Annotated in this window: 18 protein-coding genes; 8 read left to right on the forward strand and 10 right to left on the reverse strand. The window is 64.6% G+C overall.

The genetic code is table 11. The features are described from left to right. Positions 1 to 104: 104 nt before the first annotated feature. From C5L14_RS07540 to C5L14_RS07550, 3 genes are all read left to right on the forward strand, one after another. Positions 105 to 1,538: a glutamine synthetase family protein gene (locus C5L14_RS07540; protein WP_209430385.1), complete on the forward strand. Its 1,434-nt coding sequence runs from the start codon at positions 105 to 107 to the stop codon at positions 1,536 to 1,538. Between the two features lie 111 nt (positions 1,539 to 1,649). After that, entirely contained in the window at positions 1,650 to 2,939 is a 1,290-nt protein-coding gene (locus C5L14_RS07545; RefSeq protein ID WP_105861438.1) for an NAD(P)/FAD-dependent oxidoreductase, read from the forward strand. A gap of 392 nt (positions 2,940 to 3,331) precedes the next feature. After that, positions 3,332 to 4,549 carry an SGNH/GDSL hydrolase family protein gene (locus C5L14_RS07550; protein ID WP_245443301.1) on the forward strand — a complete coding sequence of 406 codons (1,218 nt, stop codon included), beginning with the start codon at positions 3,332 to 3,334 and terminating at the stop codon, positions 4,547 to 4,549. A gap of 47 nt (positions 4,550 to 4,596) precedes the next feature. Here C5L14_RS07550 and C5L14_RS07555 read toward each other — a convergent pair whose 3' ends face one another. Together C5L14_RS07555 and C5L14_RS07560 are read right to left on the reverse strand one after the other, a co-directional pair. Beyond that, the gene (locus C5L14_RS07555) at positions 4,597 to 5,127 is read right to left on the reverse strand and encodes an L-2-amino-thiazoline-4-carboxylic acid hydrolase (protein ID WP_210203213.1); all 531 of its coding nucleotides are present in this window, start codon (positions 5,125 to 5,127) and stop codon (positions 4,597 to 4,599) included. A 24-nt stretch (positions 5,128 to 5,151) separates the two neighbouring features. Next, positions 5,152 to 5,871: an aspartate/glutamate racemase family protein gene (locus C5L14_RS07560; protein WP_105861440.1), complete on the reverse strand. Its 720-nt coding sequence runs from the start codon at positions 5,869 to 5,871 to the stop codon at positions 5,152 to 5,154. Between the two features lie 184 nt (positions 5,872 to 6,055). On the opposite strand from C5L14_RS07560, the gene C5L14_RS07565 reads away from it, so the two are divergent. Continuing rightward, on the forward strand, positions 6,056 to 6,520 hold the full coding sequence (locus C5L14_RS07565) for an Lrp/AsnC family transcriptional regulator (protein WP_105861441.1): 465 nt from the start codon (positions 6,056 to 6,058) through the stop codon (positions 6,518 to 6,520). A gap of 9 nt (positions 6,521 to 6,529) precedes the next feature. Here the strand turns inward: C5L14_RS07565 and C5L14_RS07570 are convergent, their stop codons facing one another. The 5 genes from C5L14_RS07570 to C5L14_RS07590 all read right to left on the reverse strand — a co-directional run bounded on the left by C5L14_RS07570 (position 6,530) and on the right by C5L14_RS07590 (position 9,561). Then, a complete protein-coding gene (locus tag C5L14_RS07570; protein WP_105861442.1) occupies positions 6,530 to 7,087 on the reverse strand; it encodes a TetR/AcrR family transcriptional regulator in 558 nt (185 codons plus the stop codon). After that, positions 7,088 to 7,561, reverse strand: coding sequence for a DUF1348 family protein (locus C5L14_RS07575; RefSeq protein ID WP_105861443.1), 474 nt, complete (start codon positions 7,559 to 7,561; stop codon positions 7,088 to 7,090). A gap of 97 nt (positions 7,562 to 7,658) precedes the next feature. Then, positions 7,659 to 8,729, reverse strand: coding sequence for an Ldh family oxidoreductase (locus tag C5L14_RS07580; protein ID WP_105861444.1), 1,071 nt, complete (start codon positions 8,727 to 8,729; stop codon positions 7,659 to 7,661). Further along, complete coding sequence (gene yacG, locus C5L14_RS07585; RefSeq protein WP_105861445.1) at positions 8,726 to 8,941, reverse strand: DNA gyrase inhibitor YacG; 216 nt, start codon at positions 8,939 to 8,941, stop codon at positions 8,726 to 8,728. Before yacG ends, C5L14_RS07580 begins: the two co-directional genes overlap by 4 nt. Beyond that, positions 8,938 to 9,561 carry a Maf family nucleotide pyrophosphatase gene (locus tag C5L14_RS07590; protein WP_105861446.1) on the reverse strand — a complete coding sequence of 208 codons (624 nt, stop codon included), beginning with the start codon at positions 9,559 to 9,561 and terminating at the stop codon, positions 8,938 to 8,940. Before C5L14_RS07590 ends, yacG begins: the two co-directional genes overlap by 4 nt. Positions 9,562 to 9,861: 300 nt before the next feature. On the opposite strand from C5L14_RS07590, the gene C5L14_RS07595 reads away from it, so the two are divergent. Then, positions 9,862 to 10,356: a hypothetical protein gene (locus tag C5L14_RS07595; RefSeq protein ID WP_105861447.1), complete on the forward strand. Its 495-nt coding sequence runs from the start codon at positions 9,862 to 9,864 to the stop codon at positions 10,354 to 10,356. A 118-nt stretch (positions 10,357 to 10,474) separates the two neighbouring features. Here the strand turns inward: C5L14_RS07595 and C5L14_RS07600 are convergent, their stop codons facing one another. The 3 genes from C5L14_RS07600 to C5L14_RS07610 all read right to left on the reverse strand — a co-directional run bounded on the left by C5L14_RS07600 (position 10,475) and on the right by C5L14_RS07610 (position 13,408). Beyond that, positions 10,475 to 11,326: an oxidoreductase gene (locus C5L14_RS07600; protein ID WP_105861448.1), complete on the reverse strand. Its 852-nt coding sequence runs from the start codon at positions 11,324 to 11,326 to the stop codon at positions 10,475 to 10,477. A gap of 127 nt (positions 11,327 to 11,453) precedes the next feature. After that, positions 11,454 to 12,443 carry a Gfo/Idh/MocA family protein gene (locus C5L14_RS07605; protein WP_105861449.1) on the reverse strand — a complete coding sequence of 330 codons (990 nt, stop codon included), beginning with the start codon at positions 12,441 to 12,443 and terminating at the stop codon, positions 11,454 to 11,456. Further along, positions 12,440 to 13,408 (reverse strand): Gfo/Idh/MocA family protein, encoded by a 969-nt coding sequence (locus C5L14_RS07610; protein WP_105861450.1) that lies wholly within the window; start codon positions 13,406 to 13,408, stop codon positions 12,440 to 12,442. The genes C5L14_RS07605 and C5L14_RS07610 overlap by 4 nt, the downstream gene beginning before the upstream one ends. An 89-nt stretch (positions 13,409 to 13,497) precedes the next feature. Between C5L14_RS07610 and C5L14_RS07615 the strand changes: the two genes are divergently transcribed. From C5L14_RS07615 to C5L14_RS07625, 3 genes are all read left to right on the forward strand, one after another. Then, the gene (locus C5L14_RS07615; RefSeq protein ID WP_245443333.1) at positions 13,498 to 14,238 is read left to right on the forward strand and encodes a FadR/GntR family transcriptional regulator; all 741 of its coding nucleotides are present in this window, start codon (positions 13,498 to 13,500) and stop codon (positions 14,236 to 14,238) included. A 45-nt stretch (positions 14,239 to 14,283) separates the two neighbouring features. Next, positions 14,284 to 15,861 (forward strand): ABC transporter substrate-binding protein, encoded by a 1,578-nt coding sequence (locus C5L14_RS07620; protein ID WP_105861451.1) that lies wholly within the window; start codon positions 14,284 to 14,286, stop codon positions 15,859 to 15,861. 200 nt (positions 15,862 to 16,061) lie between these two features. Next, a complete protein-coding gene (locus C5L14_RS07625; protein ID WP_105861452.1) occupies positions 16,062 to 17,021 on the forward strand; it encodes an ABC transporter permease in 960 nt (319 codons plus the stop codon). The last annotated feature ends 1 nt before the right edge of the window (position 17,022 follow it).

Raw genomic sequence — 17,022 nt, forward strand, 5'->3', positions numbered from 1 at the left:
GAACCGGAGGTTAGTCGCGTGATGGCCCCCTTCTGGGCCGTCAAACAGGTCGCCGGCGCATGTTTCGGGTCGCCGCTCCGCACTTCCTGCGGGGTGGAAGCCGCATGTGTGCGACGATGAGCAAAAAGAAGAAGTCAGACAAGCCCGAGCATTCTGGCGTGCCGGATATCGAATCCGCGCGCGGCATCTCCGGTGTCGAGAGCGCGCGGGACTGGTTCCGCGCGCGGGACATCGAAGAGATCGAGTGCCTGGTTCCGGACCAGGGCGGGGTCGCCCGCGGCAAGATCATGCCGGTGTCGAAGTTCCTGGCCTCGCCGGTGATGAACCTGCCGCTTTCGATCTTCTATCAGTGCATCACCGGTGAGTATCCCGCCTATGACGGGCTGGTGGACGCGGTGGAAGCCGATACCGACATGTTCATGCAGCCGGATTGGTCGACCCTGACCTCCGTGCCCTGGGCGATGGATCCGACCGCGCAGGTCATCCATGACGCGATGACGCGCGACGGCCGTCCCGTCGAGCAGGCGCCGCGCCAGGTGCTGCGCCGCATTCGTGAACTCTACCGCAAGAAGGGCTGGCAGCCGGTGGTGGCGCCGGAGATCGAGTTCTATCTGGTCGAACCCAACACCGATCCCGACTATCCGCTGAAGCCACCGATCGGCCGTTCGGGCCGCCCGGAACTCGGCCGGCAGGGTTATTCGATCTCGGCCGTCAATGAGTTCGACGCTCTCTTCGAGGACATCTACAAATATTCCGAACATCAGGGCCTGGAGATCGATACGCTGATCCATGAGGATGGCGTGGCGCAGATGGAGATCAATCTGCGCCATGGCGATCCGCTGGAATTGGCCGACCAGGTCTTCCTGTTCAAACGCACCATCCGCGAGGCTTCGCTGCAGCACAAGATCTATGCCACCTTCATGGCCAAGCCGATGTCGGGCGAGCCGGGCTCGGCGCTGCACATCCACCAGTCGATCGTCGATGCGGAGAGCGGCCAGAACATCTTTTCCGATCCGGAGACGGGCGGGCCGACCCCGCTGTTCTTCTCCTTCCTGGCCGGCCAGCAGAAATATCTGCCGGCGATCATGTGCATGCTGGCGCCCTATGTGAACTCCTATCGCCGGCTGACGCGTGATTCCATGGCGCCGATCAACGTGCAGTGGGGCTATGACAACCGCACGGCGGGCCTGCGCGTGCCGCCCTCGGGCCCCGACGCAAGGCGCGTCGAGAACCGGGTTCCCTCCTCCGACGCCAATCCCTATCTCGCCATCGCCGCGAGCCTGGCGGCCGGCTATCTCGGCATGACGGAGGAACTCGAGGCGACGGCGCCGATCGAGTCGGATGCCAAGAACCGCGATTTCGAACTGCCGCAGAGCCTGCTCGAGGCCGTGACGGAAATGGATGAGAGCGAGGCGATCCGCCAGGTGATGGGGTCGTCCTTCGTCACCGCCTATGCCGCGATCAAGCGCCAGGAATACGAGACCTTCATGAAGGTGATCAGCCCCTGGGAACGCGAGCATCTATTGCTCAATGTGTAACATTTCTGGGAGCGCGGACATCACAGCGACATGCCTTATGTCGCGATGTCCGCTCTTTCTCCTCCAAGCACAATGTTTTCAAGAGCGGACAGGATCCGCGCTCCTGACATCATGACCGACAACACCGGCCATCCGGCCAATTCCTATTATACGGCGACGGCCCGCAAGCTTTCCGTCCAGCCTCGGCTCCTGGGTGCGGAACGCGCCGATGTCTGCATCGTCGGTGCCGGCTATACCGGGCTCGGTGCCGCGCTCGCCTTTGCCGAAAAAGGGCTTTCGGTGATCCTGCTCGAGGCGGCCGAGATCGGCTCTGGGGCCTCGGGGCGCAATGGCGGCCAGGTTCATTCGGGCCAGCGCCGCGACCAGGATTATCTGGAGAAACTGGTCGGCCTGGACGGCGCCAAGGCGTTGTGGCGCATGGCCGAGGACGCCAAGGCCCATCTCAAGGGCCTGATCGCCAGGCACCAAATCGCCTGCGACTACAAGTCGGGCATCCTGATCGCCGACCACAAGCCGCATTATGTGGCGATGTCGCACGCCTATGCCGAAAAGCTCAGGACGGTCTACGGCTATGACAAGGTCGAGGCGATCGGCAAGCCCGAGCTCGACGCCGTGCTCGGCGCGAGCGGCTATTATGGCGGCTTCGTCGACCATGATGGCGGCCATCTCCACCCCCTGAACCTGGCCTTGGGACTGGGGGTGGCGGCGCTCGATGCCGGGGTACGGGTCTTCGAGCGCTCGCGCGCCGTCAGCTACCGGGCCGAGGGCGGCAAGGCGGTCGTCCGCACGGCGCAAGGCAGCGTTTCCGCCGACTGGCTGATCCTCGCCGGCGATGGCTATCTCTCCGGGCTCGACGCCTATACCGAGGCGCGGGTGATGCCGATCAACAATTTCATCCTGGCGACCGAGCCTTTCTCGGACAATGAAGCCAGGGCGCTGATCGCCAACGACTATGCCGTCGCCGACAGCCGCTTCGTGGTGAACTATTATCGCCTGTCGGCGGACCGACGCCTGCTCTTCGGTGGTGGCGAGAACTATCGTTCGGGCTTTCCGTCGGACATGAAGGCCTTCGTGCGCAAGCGCATGCTCAAAGTCTTCCCGCAGCTCGAAAACAAGCGCATCGACTATGCCTGGGGCGGCACGCTCGGCATCACCACCACGCGCCTGCCCTTCGTGCGGCGGCTGGCGCCCAACGTACTGACAGCCTCGGGCTATTCGGGGCAGGGCGTGATGCTCGCGCCCTATTTCGGCAAGATCCTGGCGGATGTCACCGCCGCCAGCCTCGGCGAGTTCGACCGTCTCGCCGCCCTTCCGACGCCGCCCTTCCCGGGCGGACGCCTGCTGCGCTGGCCGACCCTGGTGGCCGGCATGAGCTATTATGCGCTGAGGGACCGGTTATGAGCCCCTGCACAGCGTGTTCGGGCAGGACGCCTGTCTGCGCTGGCTCCCCATTCTGACGCGTCTTTGCAATTCTTCTCGAGTCAGGAAAATCTCGAAGGCGTTTTCGCCAATCGGGCTGTCGCAAGCATGCGCACCCAGTGTCCGGCTTGCAAGATCCGGGAAAACATCACACTCTCCCGGCGCTTCGGAAGTCTTCCGCACGGCAGTGCTGGATACTTCCCCTCTATACGCAATCAGACAACGTCATTTTACAATATTGTCAAAGCGGGATGGAAAGCGCCATGGTTTCCTATTTGGACTATTATAAGCCTGGACCGAGGTTGCGCCGGATCGTGCCTGCGCGATTGATCGGATGGGCGGTCGGGACTTCATTTGTCGTGGGAGCACTGATCTTGGCCGCGCTCCCGGCAAGTGCGGGGGGGTCGGAGCCCTGGATCACCACATGGGCCGCCACACCCGCCCCCCGCTGGGCCGAGGAATTGCCGGCACCCTTCGACGTTCCCGAAGTCCTGGGCGATCAGACGGTTCGCCAGATCGCGCGCATCAGCGTCGGAGGCGAGCAAGTGCGCGTGGTCATCTCCAACGAGTTCGGCACGCGCCCGGTAACCATCGGATCGGCCAGCGTGGCCCTGTCCAAGGGCGGCAGCGCCATCGATGAGGCTTCCCTCAAGGCCTTGACCTTCGGCGGCAAACCTTCGGCCGTGATCCCGCCCGGCGCTCCCCTGGTCAGCGATCCCGTGGACCTGCCGGTCAAGGCCCTGTCGGATCTCGCGGTCAGCTTCTATTTGCCCAAGCGCGCCGGCATCACCTCGGTGCATTGGGACGGTGTTCAGACCAGCTATATCTCCGGGCCTGGCGACAAGACCAAGGAGGCCGATTTCGCGCCCGTCAGCACCAACAAATCGCGCCTGCTGCTCAGCCGTATCCTGACCACGGCCAAGCCGGAGTCGAAGGCGATCGTGTTCTTCGGCGATTCCATTACCGACGGAAACTGCTCCACGCCGGACAAGAACAATCGCTGGCCCGATCATATCGCGGAGCGGTTGCAGGCCGAGGGTCATGCCGATGTCGCCGTGGTCAACGAAGCCTATTCGGGCAATCGCGTGCTGTCGAACGGCATGGGAACCAACGCCCTCAGCCGCTTCGACATGTCCGTGCTCAGCCATCCCAGGGTTTCGACCGTGGTGATGATGATGGGGATCAACGATATCGGCTGGCCGGGCAAGGACGCCATCACCCCGGCCGATCCCGAGCCGACCGCCGAGGACGTGATCGCCGGCTACAAGCAGATCATCGATCGGGCCCATGCCCATGGCATCCGTTTCGTCGGCGTGACCCTTACGCCCTTCGTCGACACCTTCAAGGGGCTGCCGACCTCCGGCTACTACACGCCCGAGAAGGAAAAGATCCGCCAGGAGGTCAATGCCTGGATCCGGACCAACAAGATGGCGGATGGGTTGATCGATTTCGACAAGGTGCTCGAGGACCCGGCCAAGCCCAACAGCATCAATCCCGCCTATGATTGCGGCGACCACCTGCATCCCAACGATGCCGGCTATCAGGCCATGGCGAAGGCGGTGGATCTCGGCGTGCTCGTGCCCAAGCAATAAGGCGGCGTTTCAACCCCGCCAGGCAGGGTGGAAAGGATGGCGGCCGGTCAGGTCCGGTCGCCATCCTCGTCGAACCTGTAACGGAAGGTGCAATGGCTGGCACCGTCCATGATGGTCTGTTTGCGCTCCAGCGTGATGCGGGGATCATAGCCGGTGCAGAACACGCCGTCGCGGTTGCAGGAGAGAAGGTGGCCGATGGCGCCGAGCCCCATCTGCCGATAGCTCTCCGCATAGCGGCAGCGATGGACATCGAAGTCGAATTCGGTATCGTTCGCCTTGAGCACCTCGATCTCGAGGGCATCGTCCTGGGTCCACAGTGCCTGCAGATCCTGGAAGCTGCGCAGATCCGTGCCGCCGGGCGTCTTGGCGGCGAAATTACGTCCCGCTGCTATCGCCGCCTTGCGGACGGCGGCATCGAGGATGGCTTGTGCCTGCTCCTCTCCCAGGCGCTCGCGCATCTCCTCATAGAGGGGAGCGATGATGCCCGCCTCGATCCGCCGGCGGGCCAGAATGCCGATTTCGCCTGCCATGGCCGCCTTGGAACGTTCTTCCCGGTCCGGGTCTGCAGCTTGGCTCATGGTGCGACTCCACTGGCTGATCGATCACGCCGCCAGTGGAGCACCCTTGGAACCGCATGCAAGCGAAAAATCGACGGCGGCGGCTGCGTGGATCGCAGTGGAGTCGAAGCCGGGCAGGGTCAGGCCATCTGGAGAGAGGATCAGGCAGATCTCGGTGCAGCCGAGAATGACGCTGTCGGCACCGTCGGCCTTGGCCTCATCGATCAGGGCCTCCAGCTTGCGGCGCGAGCTTTCCTCCACCCGTCCGGCGCAGAGTTCGGAGAAGATGATGTCGTGCACGGCGTCCCGCCCTGCCGCATCGGGAACCATCACGTCGATGCCGTGCTCGCGCATGCGTTCGGCATAGAAGCCGTGCTCCATGGTGTAGCGGGTGGCGAGCAGGAGAGGCCGGCTGTGGCCGGCCGCTGTCAGCGTCTTGGCGGTTTCGTCGATGATGTCGATCAGCGGGCAGGCAATCGCCGCCTGCACCGGGCGGGCGACCAGATGCATGGTGTTGGTGCAGATCAGCACGCAGCCGGCGCCGGCATTCTGGAGATCGCGCGCCACGCTTGCCAGCCGTTCGGCAGCCGCATCCCAGCGGCCGGCCTTCTGCATGTCGACGATGTCCTGGAAATTGACCGAATGCAGCATGACTTCGGCCGAATGCAGCTCGCCGCGCCGGGCGCGCACGGCTTCGTTGATCAGCTTGTAATAGATTGCCGAGCTCTCGAAGCTCATGCCGCCGATCAGGCCGATTTTCCGCATATCCGTCTCCCCTTCCAGGGCTTGGTTGTCACGTCGAGATAATGCCTCGAAGCCGGCGAAAATGGGTTGCATTCTCTAGGCGTTTGTACTTCGATTTCGGCAAACATATTGCGAAATTCGTGTACTTACGCAAAAATTTTGCATATTTGATTTCTCATGCACAATCTGGACGCGCGAAGGAATCATGAAGCTCGATCAGCGGGACAAGCAGATCCTGGCGATGCTCCAGCTTCAGGCCGACCATCCGCTCGCCGATCTCGCCGAAAAGACGCATTTGTCGCCTTCGGCCTGCTGGCGGCGTATCAAGCGGCTGGAGGAGGAGGGCTACATCCTCCGGCGCGCTGCCCTGCTCGACCGCAAGAAAGTGGGTGTGCCGACCACTGTCTATGTCATGGTCCGTACTGCGAACCATTCGCTGGACTGGCTGGAACGCTTTCGGGCTCTCGTCGCCGACACGCCGGAAATCATCGAGATGCACCGCCTCACCGGGGATATCGATTACCTGCTCAAGATCGTGCTGCCCGACGTCGAAAGCCTCGATCTGGTCTACAAGAAGCTGGTCGCCAAGCTGCAGTTCAACGACATCTCCTCCTACATTTCGATGGAGATGTTCAAGGACACCACGGTACTGCCGCTCACCAATGCCTGACGGGCGAGCTCAGGCGACGGGGATGAGCGCCTTCAGTCGCGCCAGGCGCCGGCCGAACAGGGCGGGATCGCCGAGCGCGCGTGCCGTGACCAGGGCGCCCTGGATGCCGGCGACGATGTCTTCGGCGAGCTCGGCCGCCGCACCGGGTTCCTTGCCCAGCCGCTGCAGGGCTTGCGCCAGGGCATCGCGCCATTCTGCGAAATAGGCGTTGATGCGTTCGGCGAAACGATCGCGCACGTCGGAGAGAGCGAAGACGCCCACGATGCAGACCCGACCGCCCGAATGGAAATAGCGATCCGTTGCCTCGAACATGGCCGAGATCGCCCTTGCCGGGTCCGAAGTGGCGCGCAGCGGCTCGAAGACATGGGTGCGGAACCAGCCATCGATATGGTCGAGCACCGCAGCCGCCATCTCCTCCTTGCCGCCGGGAAAGAAATTGTAGAGGCTGCCCTTGCCCAGGCCCGTGTGCTGGCCGATGAGGGCGAGGCTGGCGCCCTCATAGCCATGGCTGCGAAAGACCTCGGTGAGGGCCGGGATAATGTCGGCGCGCTCGCGGATGGTCTTCATCTAGAGGCCGAGATCGCTGAGGCCCGGGTGGCCGGCGGGGCGGGGAGCGCTGCGGTCCCAGTGGAACTTGCGCTCGCTCTCGGCGATCGGCAGGTCGTTGATGGAGGCATGGCGCACTGCCATCAGGCCGTTCTCGTCGAATTCCCAGTTCTCGTTGCCGTAGGAGCGAAACCAGTTGCCGGCATCGTCATGCCATTCATAGGCGAAGCGCACGCCGATGCGGTTGTCGCCATAGGCCCATAATTCCTTGATCAGGCGATAGTCCTGCTCGCGCTGCCATTTGCGCGTGAGGAAAGCGACGATCTCCGCACGCCCGTTCAGGAACTCCGACCGGTTGCGCCAGCGGCTGTCGGGTGTGTAGGCGAGCGAGACGCGCTCGGGGTTGCAGCTGTTCCAGCCATCCTCGGCGGCACGGATCTTCTGGATCGCGGTGTCCCGGGTGAAGGGAGGCAGCGGCGGGCGTTGTTCGGGCATGAGGATATCCTTTCTTGTACCGACTGGTCCACAATGGACCGATCGGTACAAGAGTCAAGCCTTTCTTTGAAGAGCGGACAGATACCCGCGCTCCGCCTCATGCCTTTTGCGGCAGGGTCAGTCCATACTGGCCGGCGAGTTCTGCGAAGGCCTCTTCGCTGACCGGATCGACCGGTACGCCGTTGCGGGCCCGTTCCTCTTCGACGGCCCATTCGCGATCGCCCGGGGCCATCGGCTTGCCGGTCGCACCCTCTGCCGGCACGGCGGCACGGATATTGGCGAGGTAGCGAATCATGATCGCGCCATAGATCTCGGGGGCAATGAAGGCCGAAGGATTGATGGCGAGGGCGAAGCCGCCCATGTCGCGTGGGGCACCGGTCGAGGGCTGGCCATACATCGGCACCAGTTCGGTGGAGAGGGCCATGCCGGTGAGGGGCGCCGACAGGATCTCCACCAGGCCGGCCAGCGCCGCGCCCTTGAAGCCCTGCTCGCCGCCAACCGGGGAGAGCACGCGGGCGGCCTCGGGATCGGTGGTGTTGACGCCCTTCTCGTCGACCGCCACGCCCTGCGGCAAGCGCAGGCCGAGCGAACGGTAGAGCAGCACGCGGTTCTGCGGGATTGCGCTGGTCGCCATGTCCATCAGCCAGGGGCGCTGGCCGGGCACCGGTGCGCCGATGGCGATCGGGCTGGTGCCGTGGAAGGCGTCGCGCCCGTCGAACAGCCTGACGGCCGCGTCGGAATTGGCGGTGAGGAGGCCGATGAAGCCCTGCTCGGCCGCCCACATCGGATAGGCGCCGGCCGCGCCCATATGGGAGGAGCGCCGGATGGTGACCGCGCCGATGCCCTGGGTCCTGGCGATGTCCACGGCGACTTCCATGGCCCGGTAGCAGGCCAGATGCCCGATGGCGCCATCGGCGTCGAGAACGGCGGTGGCGCCTTCGCCCCGCAGCACCTCGATCTGGGGATGGCCGTTGATCTCGCCGCTGGCCAGCACCGACAGATAATAGGGCAGCAGCCGGACGCCATGGCTGTCCACGCCGAGGCGCGAGGCATGCATCATGGCGCGGGTGGCGGCCCGTGCCGAGGGGACATCGGCCCCGCCGGCCAGGAGGGCGGATTCGAGAAAGGCTTCGAGGCTGCTGCTCGTATAACGCTGCGGTTCGCTCATCGGTCACGCTCTGTCTTCGGATAATCGTCCCGGTTGTCAGGATCGGCCTGGTCGGCCTCCTCGCCGGGAATGGCGTAGACGCCCTTCAGCCAGCGCGACAGATCGATGTCGGCGCAGCGCTTGGAGCAGAAGGGTTTGCTGGCCTCGACGCTGGGCTTGCCGCAGATCGGGCACTTGCGCTTGACGAGAGGGGTCGGGGTCGGTTCGCTCACAATTCGTCCCTCCAGGTGCCGCGGACCGGGAAGCCCGCACCTTCGAGAAGGCTCACCGTCTCATAGAGCGGCAGGCCGACGACATTGGTATAGGACCCGACGAGCCGCAGCACGAACACGCCGGCCAGGCCCTGAATGGCATATCCGCCCGCCTTGCCGTGCCATTCGTTGGAATCGAGATAGGCATTGAGTTCGTCGAGCGACAGATGCTTGAAGCGCACCCGCGTCTCCACCAGCCGGGTCCTGATGGTCCCATGCGGATCGGCGACGGCGACGCCCGTCATCACGATATGGCTACGGCCCGACAGTAGGCGCAGGCACGCTTCTGCGTCCTCGCGCGTTTCGGCCTTGGGCAGGATGCGCCCGGTGCAGGCCACCACCGTATCGGCCGACACCGTATAGGCTCCGGTGAGATCGGGCCGGCTCCCGAGGGTCGTCAGAGCGGCCTCGAGCTTGCCCCTGGCAAGGCGTTGCACCAGCATGCGCGCCGCTTCGCCGCGCCTGGGCGTTTCGTCGATATCGGTGGGCAGCAGCGCATCCGGCTCGCAGCCTGCCTGCTCGAGCAGGGCATGACGGCGCGGGCTGGCGGAAGCGAGCACGAGCTTGGGACGTTCAGTCATGACAGGCGCAATAGCAGGATTCGTCACGTTTGGACCAGAGACGGCTGAGAAATAGCGACGGCGCCTTTGGATCGCGACCTGTCTTCCCGGAGCGAGCGGCCTTCGACAAGCATCGGCGGCCAGCAAAAAGTTCCGTAGGGAACACAAGGTTGCGTCGCAACTATATTAGATCGCCCGAGATCTATAAGTGCCGTGCTATGTATTTCATCGCGAGGGGCAGAGGATAATTTGCGCGGCGTGCAACATGCCCGAATGACCTCTGATGATTTCGATTGAATCGGCAATGGGGAAGGGGCTGGCATGCAGCATAAAGGTTATATCGCTTTGGCGGCGGCAGGTATTGCTTTGCTTGGGATCGGGAGCGCCAGAAGCGAGGTCATCGGCCGTTACGACCTGGGGCAATGGGTGATCGAAGCCAATGCGAACAACGGCCGTTTCGAATATTGCGCCTCTACCGGCCGATATTCCCGGGGCGCGGCGGTGTACTTCCTGCTGACGCGTGAGGCGGCCTGGGGCATGGTCATCGAGAATCCCAACTGGAACTGGGTCAGGGATTCGCGGGGCGATGTGACCTATTGGGTCGACAATTACCGCTCGCGTGCCGGCGGCGCCAAAGCAACGGCGCCGACCCGGCTCCTGATTCCGCTGGCCGATTCCACGCAGCTCTTCCAGGAGATCCGGGCCGGCCGGGTTCTCTATTTCCAGCCGCGCGGCAACAAGCCCTTCTCGGTCACCTTGAACGGTACGTCGTCGGCCTTGAGCGCGCTGATGCAGTGCGTGGCGCGCTACCGCTAGGGCAAAGTGCGTTTGCACGGAAACGCCATTTCGCTCCAACTCTTTGGACGCAGCACCTTGGTGTCGGCGCGCCTTCGCAAGGCAAGGCCGGCGGCGAGGATTGTCGCCGCCGCTTCGCCTATTGCCCCTCGGGATAATCGGCGCCCTTGGTCACCTCTTCCCAGGCATCGAAATTCTGGGTGAGCTGGGCGATCTTGGTGCGTGCACCTTCGAGCGCGATCTTGCCGAGCAGCAGGCGCAGCGGCGGGTTGTCGGCTTCGACGGCCTTGACGATCGCCTGGGCGGCGCGCACGGGATCGCCGGGCTGCTGGCCGCTATAGCCGCGGATCTGGCTTTGGCGCGCACCGGACGTCTCGCGATAGGCGTCGATGGTCTGCGGCGCCTCGTTGGCCGAGCGTCCGGCCCAGTCGGTCCTGAACGGGCCCGGCTCCACGATCAGCACCTTGAGGCCCAGCGGTGCGACCTCCTGGGAAAGCGCTTCCGACAGGGCCTCCACCGCGAATTTGGTGGCGGTGTAGAAGCTGACGGAGGGCGCCGCCCGAAGCCCGCCGAGCGAGGAGATGTTGACGATGGTGCCCGAGCGCTGCTGGCGCATCAGCGGCAGCGCCGCACGCGTCATGGCCGTCAGGCCCCAGACATTGATGTCGAACATCTTGTGGACTTCGGCCATGTCGCTTTCCTCGAACGAGCCGAAATAGCCGATGCCGGCATTGTTCACGAGGACGTCGATGCGTCCGAACCGCTCCTGCGCGACAGCGATGGCGGCATCGATGTCCGCCTGCTTCGTCACGTCGAGCTTGAGCACCAGTGCCGTATCGCCGAACTCCATGACGAAGTCCTCGAGTTGCGCCGGATTCCTCGCCGTGACCACGGTGGGATAGCCCAGCGAAAGCGTATGGCGCGCCAGTTCCCGGCCGAAGCCGGTGGAGCAGCCGGTGATGAACCAGACGGGCTTTGCAATTTCTGACATGACAATCTCTATAGGAGGGCAAAGGTGAGGCATCTTACATAAAAGCTGGGCCTCGTCTCAATAACCCGGGTAAAATCGAATAGGCCGTATAGCTCAGCTGATGAATAGCCGGCTCTTCATTGTATTTTCAGCCCGCTAACCTGATCTCCCGCTTTTCGGCATGGGCGCGGCTGGCCGCTTCGAGACAGGCGATCAGGTGGCGCGCATAGGCTCCATCGACGGGAACCGGCGCGTTTGCCTCGATGGCGGCTGCCATGGCCCGCCACTCGGCCTCGACGGCACGCTGCATCCAGTCCGGATCGGCGGAATGGGCGATCGGGCTCCAGCTGCCGCCGCGCCCGATCGCGACGCCGTTGTCGAAATCGATCCGCAGCGTGCCGCCTTCGCAGACGAGGTCCATGGCGAAGCTCACGGCGCCGTCGCGATAGCCGATGCTGGCGACCTGGCCGATGCGCCCGTCCGTGAAGCGCAGCAGCATCAAGGCGCTGTCATCGGCTTCCTGCCGGTGGAACCAGGTGCCGGAGAGGGCGCTCACCCCGGCGACCTCGCCGTCCATCAGCCAGACCAGGCGGTCGAGAGCGTGGATGCCGGCCGTCATCAGCATGCCGCCGCCGGTCGCATGGGAGAGGTGCCAGGGGCGGCGATTGGCTTCCATCCACAATTTGATCATCCAGCTCGAGCCGAGCACCGGCCGGCCGAGCGTGCCGCTGTCGAGGATTTCCTTGGCGACGAGGCAGGGGCGGGCGAAATGCATGACATGGCCGACCATCAGCCGGATATCGGCCTCGGCTGAGGCGGCATTGATGGCGTCACATTCGGCCGGCGTCGGTGCCATCGGCTTTTCCAGCAGGATATGCTTGCCGGCCCGCGCCGCCGCCACGGCCATTTCGGCGTGGAGGTGATGGGGCGTGGCGATCACGACTGCATCCACGGCGGGATCGTCGAGCACGGCGCGCCAATCGGTATGGGCGTTGCCGCCATGCTCGCGCGCGAAAGCCCGGGCTGCTGCGGCATCCTCCCGGCAGATGGCTGCGACACGCAGGCCCCCGGTTGCGGCAATCGCCCTGGCGTGCACCGCGCCGAAATGGCCGGCCCCGATGATGCCGATGCCGATCATGCCGCCGTCCTCCGATAGGCCTCGTCGATCAGCGTCATGGCCCGCCAATAGTCCTCGATGCCGACGAGCGGGGGTTGGCCACGGGCCAGCCGGGCCAGCGTGTCCGCCATAAAGGCCTTGTAGCGCTCGCCGGGCGGCAAGGGCGGCTCCTCCTGCGTGGCCGCGTCGTCGAGCGTCGTGATGCGGCAATGGTTTCCGCGGTCGACGAGATAGGCGTTCGCGCTGGAAATGCGCCATTCGAAGTCACCGCCCGGCGCCATCGAGGCGTAGGTATAGCCGGCCTCCACGGTGACGATCAGCCCCCGTTTATTGCGCAGGACCAGGACGGCGTAGTCCTCGACGGCCTCGCCATGAAGACGGCCGAGGGAGGCGGAAACCAGTTCCAGCCCGTTGTCGCCTGCCAGGGCCAGCGCGGCATCGACGCCATGGATGCCGAGATTGCGCAGGGCGCCGCCGCCGCTGGTCTGCGGTGCCAGCAGCCAGGGCACGCCGTCGATCCGGTAGCGCTCCGGCGGGCCGTTCACGATGCGGAACTGGGCGTGAGAAAGCCCGCCGAGCCGGCCGGCGGCGGCCAGCTCGGCGATGCGCGACCAGATCGGGCTGCAGCGATTGGGAAGCGGCACGGCGATGAAGGCACCCCGCCGGCCGCGTTCCCTGAGCGGTTCGAGTTCGCCTGCCGTTAGTGCCGCGGGCTTTTCCAGCATCACGGCAAGCCCCGCATCGACAAGCGCGATGGCGCGCTCGACCAGACCCGTTGGCCTGCCCATCAGCACCACCAGGTCCGGCCGGGCCCCGGCCAAGGCCTCGGGAGAGGCGTGGGTCTCGAGGCCGTTTTCCCGGGCAAAGCGCGCCGCGACGTCGGCATCCTCGTCCCACACCCCGGTGATGGTTGCCCCGGCCTGGCGGGCGGCCTCCCGGTGCATGGCCGCATGCCAATGTCCGACGCCTGCCAGGGCGATGCGCATGGCCCTTTCCTCCGCGGTTCAAAGATTGACTTGACAGATATCCTACAAGTCAATCACTATCAAGCCACAGACAATGAGGGCTGGTGGCTGTGGACGTGGCAAGGGCAGGCAAGGTGAAGTCGATCAAGCCGCTCGACCGGCCGCCGCTCCTGCATGTCTCCGTGCAGGAGAGCCTGAAAAGCTATATCGCCGACAACCAGCTCGGGCCCGGCTCGGCGCTGCCGCCGGAGGGGTTCCTCGCCCAGCAATTGGGCGTCAGCCGTAATTCGGTGCGCGAGGCGATCAAGGCGCTGGAGTCGGTCGGTATCCTGGAGACGCGCCGCGGCATCGGCGTCTTCGTAAAGGCTTTCTCCTTCGCGCCGCTGCTCGACAATCTCGCTTATGGCCTGGGCGGGGCCCTGCGCGAGGTCGAGGAGGTGCTCGAGATCCGCCGCGTGCTCGAGGTCGGCCTGATTGCCAAGACGGTCGCGCTGATCGGCGAGGACGACATCGAGGAATTGCGCCAGACGGTCGAGCAGATGCGGCAGGCCGCCGAGCGCAACCAGAATTTTGCCGCCGAGGATCAGCGTTTCCACAACCTGCTGTTCCGCTGCCAGGACAATCGCATGCTGACCAGCTTGATCGATGTGTTCTGGCTCGCCTTCTACAAGGCATCGGATTTCGTCAACCTGGCCAATATCGATCCGATGGCCACCTGGCAGGACCATTACGACATCTATGCCGCCGTGGCGGCGCGGGACGTCGAGGCCGCTCGCAGCCGGCTCGATCAGCATTATGACGGCATCGCCCGCCTGCTTGCGACCAGGAAGACAGCGCCGACGCCCGACTGAGAGGCCTGCGGCACGACCAGACAAGAAGAGACGAGGGGAGAAATCATGGCACTGAGGAAGATCGCGCTCGCGCTTTTGGCCGCGACGATCATGGCACTACCCACCACCAAGCCAGCCCGGGCTGCGGATGGCACGGCGATAACCGGGGCCTTCGATGTCGGTCCGGGTGGGTTCCAGGGCAATTTCAACCCGCTGGCTGCCACCGGCGGCTTCACCTGGCTCAATCTCTATTTCGAGCCTCTGGTGATCTATGACGGCAAGCTGGAGAAGATCGAAGGAGCGCTCGCCACCAAGTTCGAGGTCAGCGCCGACCGGCTCTCCTACAGCTTCACCCTGGCCGACACCAAATGGCATGACGGCCAGCCTTTCACCTCGGCTGATGTGAAATTCACCATCGAGACCGCCAAGAACGGCGCCACCGGTTCGGTTTTCGCCGCCCGCCTCAGCGCGATCAAGGCGGTCGAGACTCCCGACGCCCATACGGTGGTCCTGAGGCTGTCGGCCCCGAATGCCGGCCTGCTCGACACGCTGACCCAGCTGATGATGCTGCCTCAGCACGCGCTGAAGGATATTGCGGCGGAGACGCTTGCCAAGAACCCCTGGTGGTCGAAGACGCCAATCGGCACCGGCCCCTACAAGTTCTCGCGCTATGTCACCGACCAATATGTCGAGCTCGCCGCCAATGACGAGTATCGCGGCGGCAAGCCGGTGACGGGGCGCATCATCAATCGCTACTTCGCCAACACGGCCGCGGCCGTGGCAGCCCTGCGCGCCGGGGAGATCAGCTTCAGCTATGTGGAGGCCGATGACGCCGCCTCCTTCAAGGGCAACGATGCCTATCGCGTCATCGACGGCAATTCCTTCGTGGTCAATTATCTCGGCTTCAACCAGGAAGCGCCCCTGTGGAAGGACCTCAAGGTGCGCCAGGCCGTGATGCACGCCATCAATCGCGACGCGATCGTCCAGAGTCTCTATGGCGGGGCTGCCAAAACAGCCAATTGCGGCTATGTCGCCGACCGGCTGCAGCCCGCCGGCCTCGATCCCTATGCCTATGATCCCGAAAAGGCCAAGCAATTGTTAGCCGAGGCGGGCTGGGACAAGATCAATGGCGACAAGCCGATCACCCTGCTGACCTATTATAACACGCCGCAGGCCACCAATGTGCTCGCCGCCGTGCAGGCCATGCTGTCCCAGGTCGGCATCAACGTGGTGCCGCGCGCCGTCGATACGCCGACCTATAACGGCACCATCTATGCCCAGAAGCCGGACTGGAAACAGTTCCCGCTCGTCTATGCCGGCCTGCGCAACGGCCCGGATCCCGGCGGCCTCAACATGGGCCTCAACGAGAAGCAGATTCCGCCGCAGGGCGCCAATTTCCTGCGCATCAGGATGCCGTCGGTGACGCAGGCCTTCGACGCGGCGCTGAACGAATCCGACGACGCCAGGCAGGCCGAGCGCTACCAGGCCGTCTGCAAGGCGATGAATGCCGACCTGCCTTGGGCGACGCTCTGGGTCGCCAATCGCTATGGCGTTGCGTCGAGCAAGCTGAAGAACTTCGTGTGGCTGCCGGCTCCCGGCGGCGGCCCCTATGCGGCTCATCCGGAAAAATGGGCGGTGGAATAGAGCGCAATCAGCCTTCTTCCCTGGCGGGAGAAGGTGCCTCGAAGGGGCGGATGAGGGGAGAAACGCGACTTGGCAAGCCATCTGCCTGCACCCCTCATCCGTCATTGCTTCGCAATGCCACCTTCTCCCGCAAGGGGAGAAGGTTAGTCGCGCCTGTCTGACCTCGCCCACCCCGAACCCCGCCCCCCACGAGGAACGCCATGCTGCGCTACTACCTCAACCGCCTGCTGGTCGGGGCCGCCATGCTCGTCGCCCTGAGTCTGCTGGTCTTCGTGCTGCTGCGCCTGGCACCGGGCGACCCGATCGACGCCTATATCAATCCGAATGTCGCGATGTCGCAGGAGGACATGGCGGCGGTGCGCAGCCGGCTCGGCCTCGACCAGCCCTTGCCGGTGCAATATGCCGCCTGGCTCGCCAGCGCGGCTAGGGGTGACCTCGGCTTCTCGCTGCAGCGCAACGGTGACACCGTGCTCGGCCTCATCGGCGAGCGTATCGGGCCGACCCTGCTGCTGATGGGGGCCGGGCTGGCGATCGCCATCGTCATCGGCATCGCAACGGGCATTCTCGGCGCGGTCAGGCGCAACTCGCCGACGGATGTGGGCCTGTCGATCGCCGCCTTCTTCGGCATCTCCAGTCCCGCCTTCCTGACGGCCCTGGTCGGTCTCTACGTCTTCTCGGTGCTGCTGCGCTGGGCGCCGTCGGGCGGCATGCTCACCCCGGGCGCTCCCTTCTCGGTGACGGACCTGCTGCGTCACCTCATCCTTCCGGCTCTCCTGCTCTCGATCGGACATGCCGCCTTGATCATGCGCTATATGCGGGCCTCGCTGCTGGAGGTGCTCAACCAGGACTATGTGCGCACGGCCCGGGCCAAGGGCGTCAAGGAGTTCTGGGTCATCGTCAAGCATGCGCTGCGCAACGCCCTGCTGCCGGTGGTCACGCTGATCGGTTCCACTATCGGCATCGCCGTGGGCGGCGCCATCTTCCTGGAGAGCGTGTTCAACTGGCCGGGCATGGGGTTGTTGCTCGTCAACGCGGTGTCGACGCGCGACTATCCGGTGATCATGGGGGCGACCCTGGTGGTGGGGGCCTGCGTCATCGTCGTCAACATCCTCACCGATGTCGCTTATGCGGCCGTCGATCCGCGCATCAAGGTTGGCTGAG

The sequence above is a fragment of the Labrys okinawensis genome (assembly GCF_002982075.1).
Taxonomy (GTDB): Bacteria; Pseudomonadota; Alphaproteobacteria; order Rhizobiales; family Labraceae; genus Labrys; species Labrys okinawensis_A.

Bases quoted from the DNA above. Each gene is read 5' to 3' on its own strand.
- C5L14_RS07545 (WP_105861438.1), top strand. From the start codon at position 1,650: ATGACCGACAACACCGGCCATCCGGCCAATTCCTATTATACGGCGACG.
- C5L14_RS07560 (WP_105861440.1), bottom strand. From the start codon at position 5,871: ATGCGGAAAATCGGCCTGATCGGCGGCATGAGCTTCGAGAGCTCGGCA.
- C5L14_RS07580 (WP_105861444.1), bottom strand. From the start codon at position 8,729: ATGAGCGAACCGCAGCGTTATACGAGCAGCAGCCTCGAAGCCTTTCTC.
- C5L14_RS07555 (WP_210203213.1), bottom strand. From the start codon at position 5,127: ATGAGCCAAGCTGCAGACCCGGACCGGGAAGAACGTTCCAAGGCGGCC.
- C5L14_RS07540 (WP_209430385.1), top strand. From the start codon at position 105: ATGTGTGCGACGATGAGCAAAAAGAAGAAGTCAGACAAGCCCGAGCAT.
- C5L14_RS07605 (WP_105861449.1), bottom strand. From the start codon at position 12,443: ATGATCGGCATCGGCATCATCGGGGCCGGCCATTTCGGCGCGGTGCAC.
- C5L14_RS07565 (WP_105861441.1), top strand. From the start codon at position 6,056: ATGAAGCTCGATCAGCGGGACAAGCAGATCCTGGCGATGCTCCAGCTT.
- C5L14_RS07590 (WP_105861446.1), bottom strand. From the start codon at position 9,561: ATGACTGAACGTCCCAAGCTCGTGCTCGCTTCCGCCAGCCCGCGCCGT.
- C5L14_RS07575 (WP_105861443.1), bottom strand. From the start codon at position 7,561: ATGCCCGAACAACGCCCGCCGCTGCCTCCCTTCACCCGGGACACCGCG.
- C5L14_RS07625 (WP_105861452.1), top strand. From the start codon at position 16,062: ATGCTGCGCTACTACCTCAACCGCCTGCTGGTCGGGGCCGCCATGCTC.
- C5L14_RS07595 (WP_105861447.1), top strand. From the start codon at position 9,862: ATGCAGCATAAAGGTTATATCGCTTTGGCGGCGGCAGGTATTGCTTTG.
- C5L14_RS07610 (WP_105861450.1), bottom strand. From the start codon at position 13,408: ATGCGCATCGCCCTGGCAGGCGTCGGACATTGGCATGCGGCCATGCAC.
- C5L14_RS07620 (WP_105861451.1), top strand. From the start codon at position 14,284: ATGGCACTGAGGAAGATCGCGCTCGCGCTTTTGGCCGCGACGATCATG.
- C5L14_RS07570 (WP_105861442.1), bottom strand. From the start codon at position 7,087: ATGAAGACCATCCGCGAGCGCGCCGACATTATCCCGGCCCTCACCGAG.
- C5L14_RS07600 (WP_105861448.1), bottom strand. From the start codon at position 11,326: ATGTCAGAAATTGCAAAGCCCGTCTGGTTCATCACCGGCTGCTCCACC.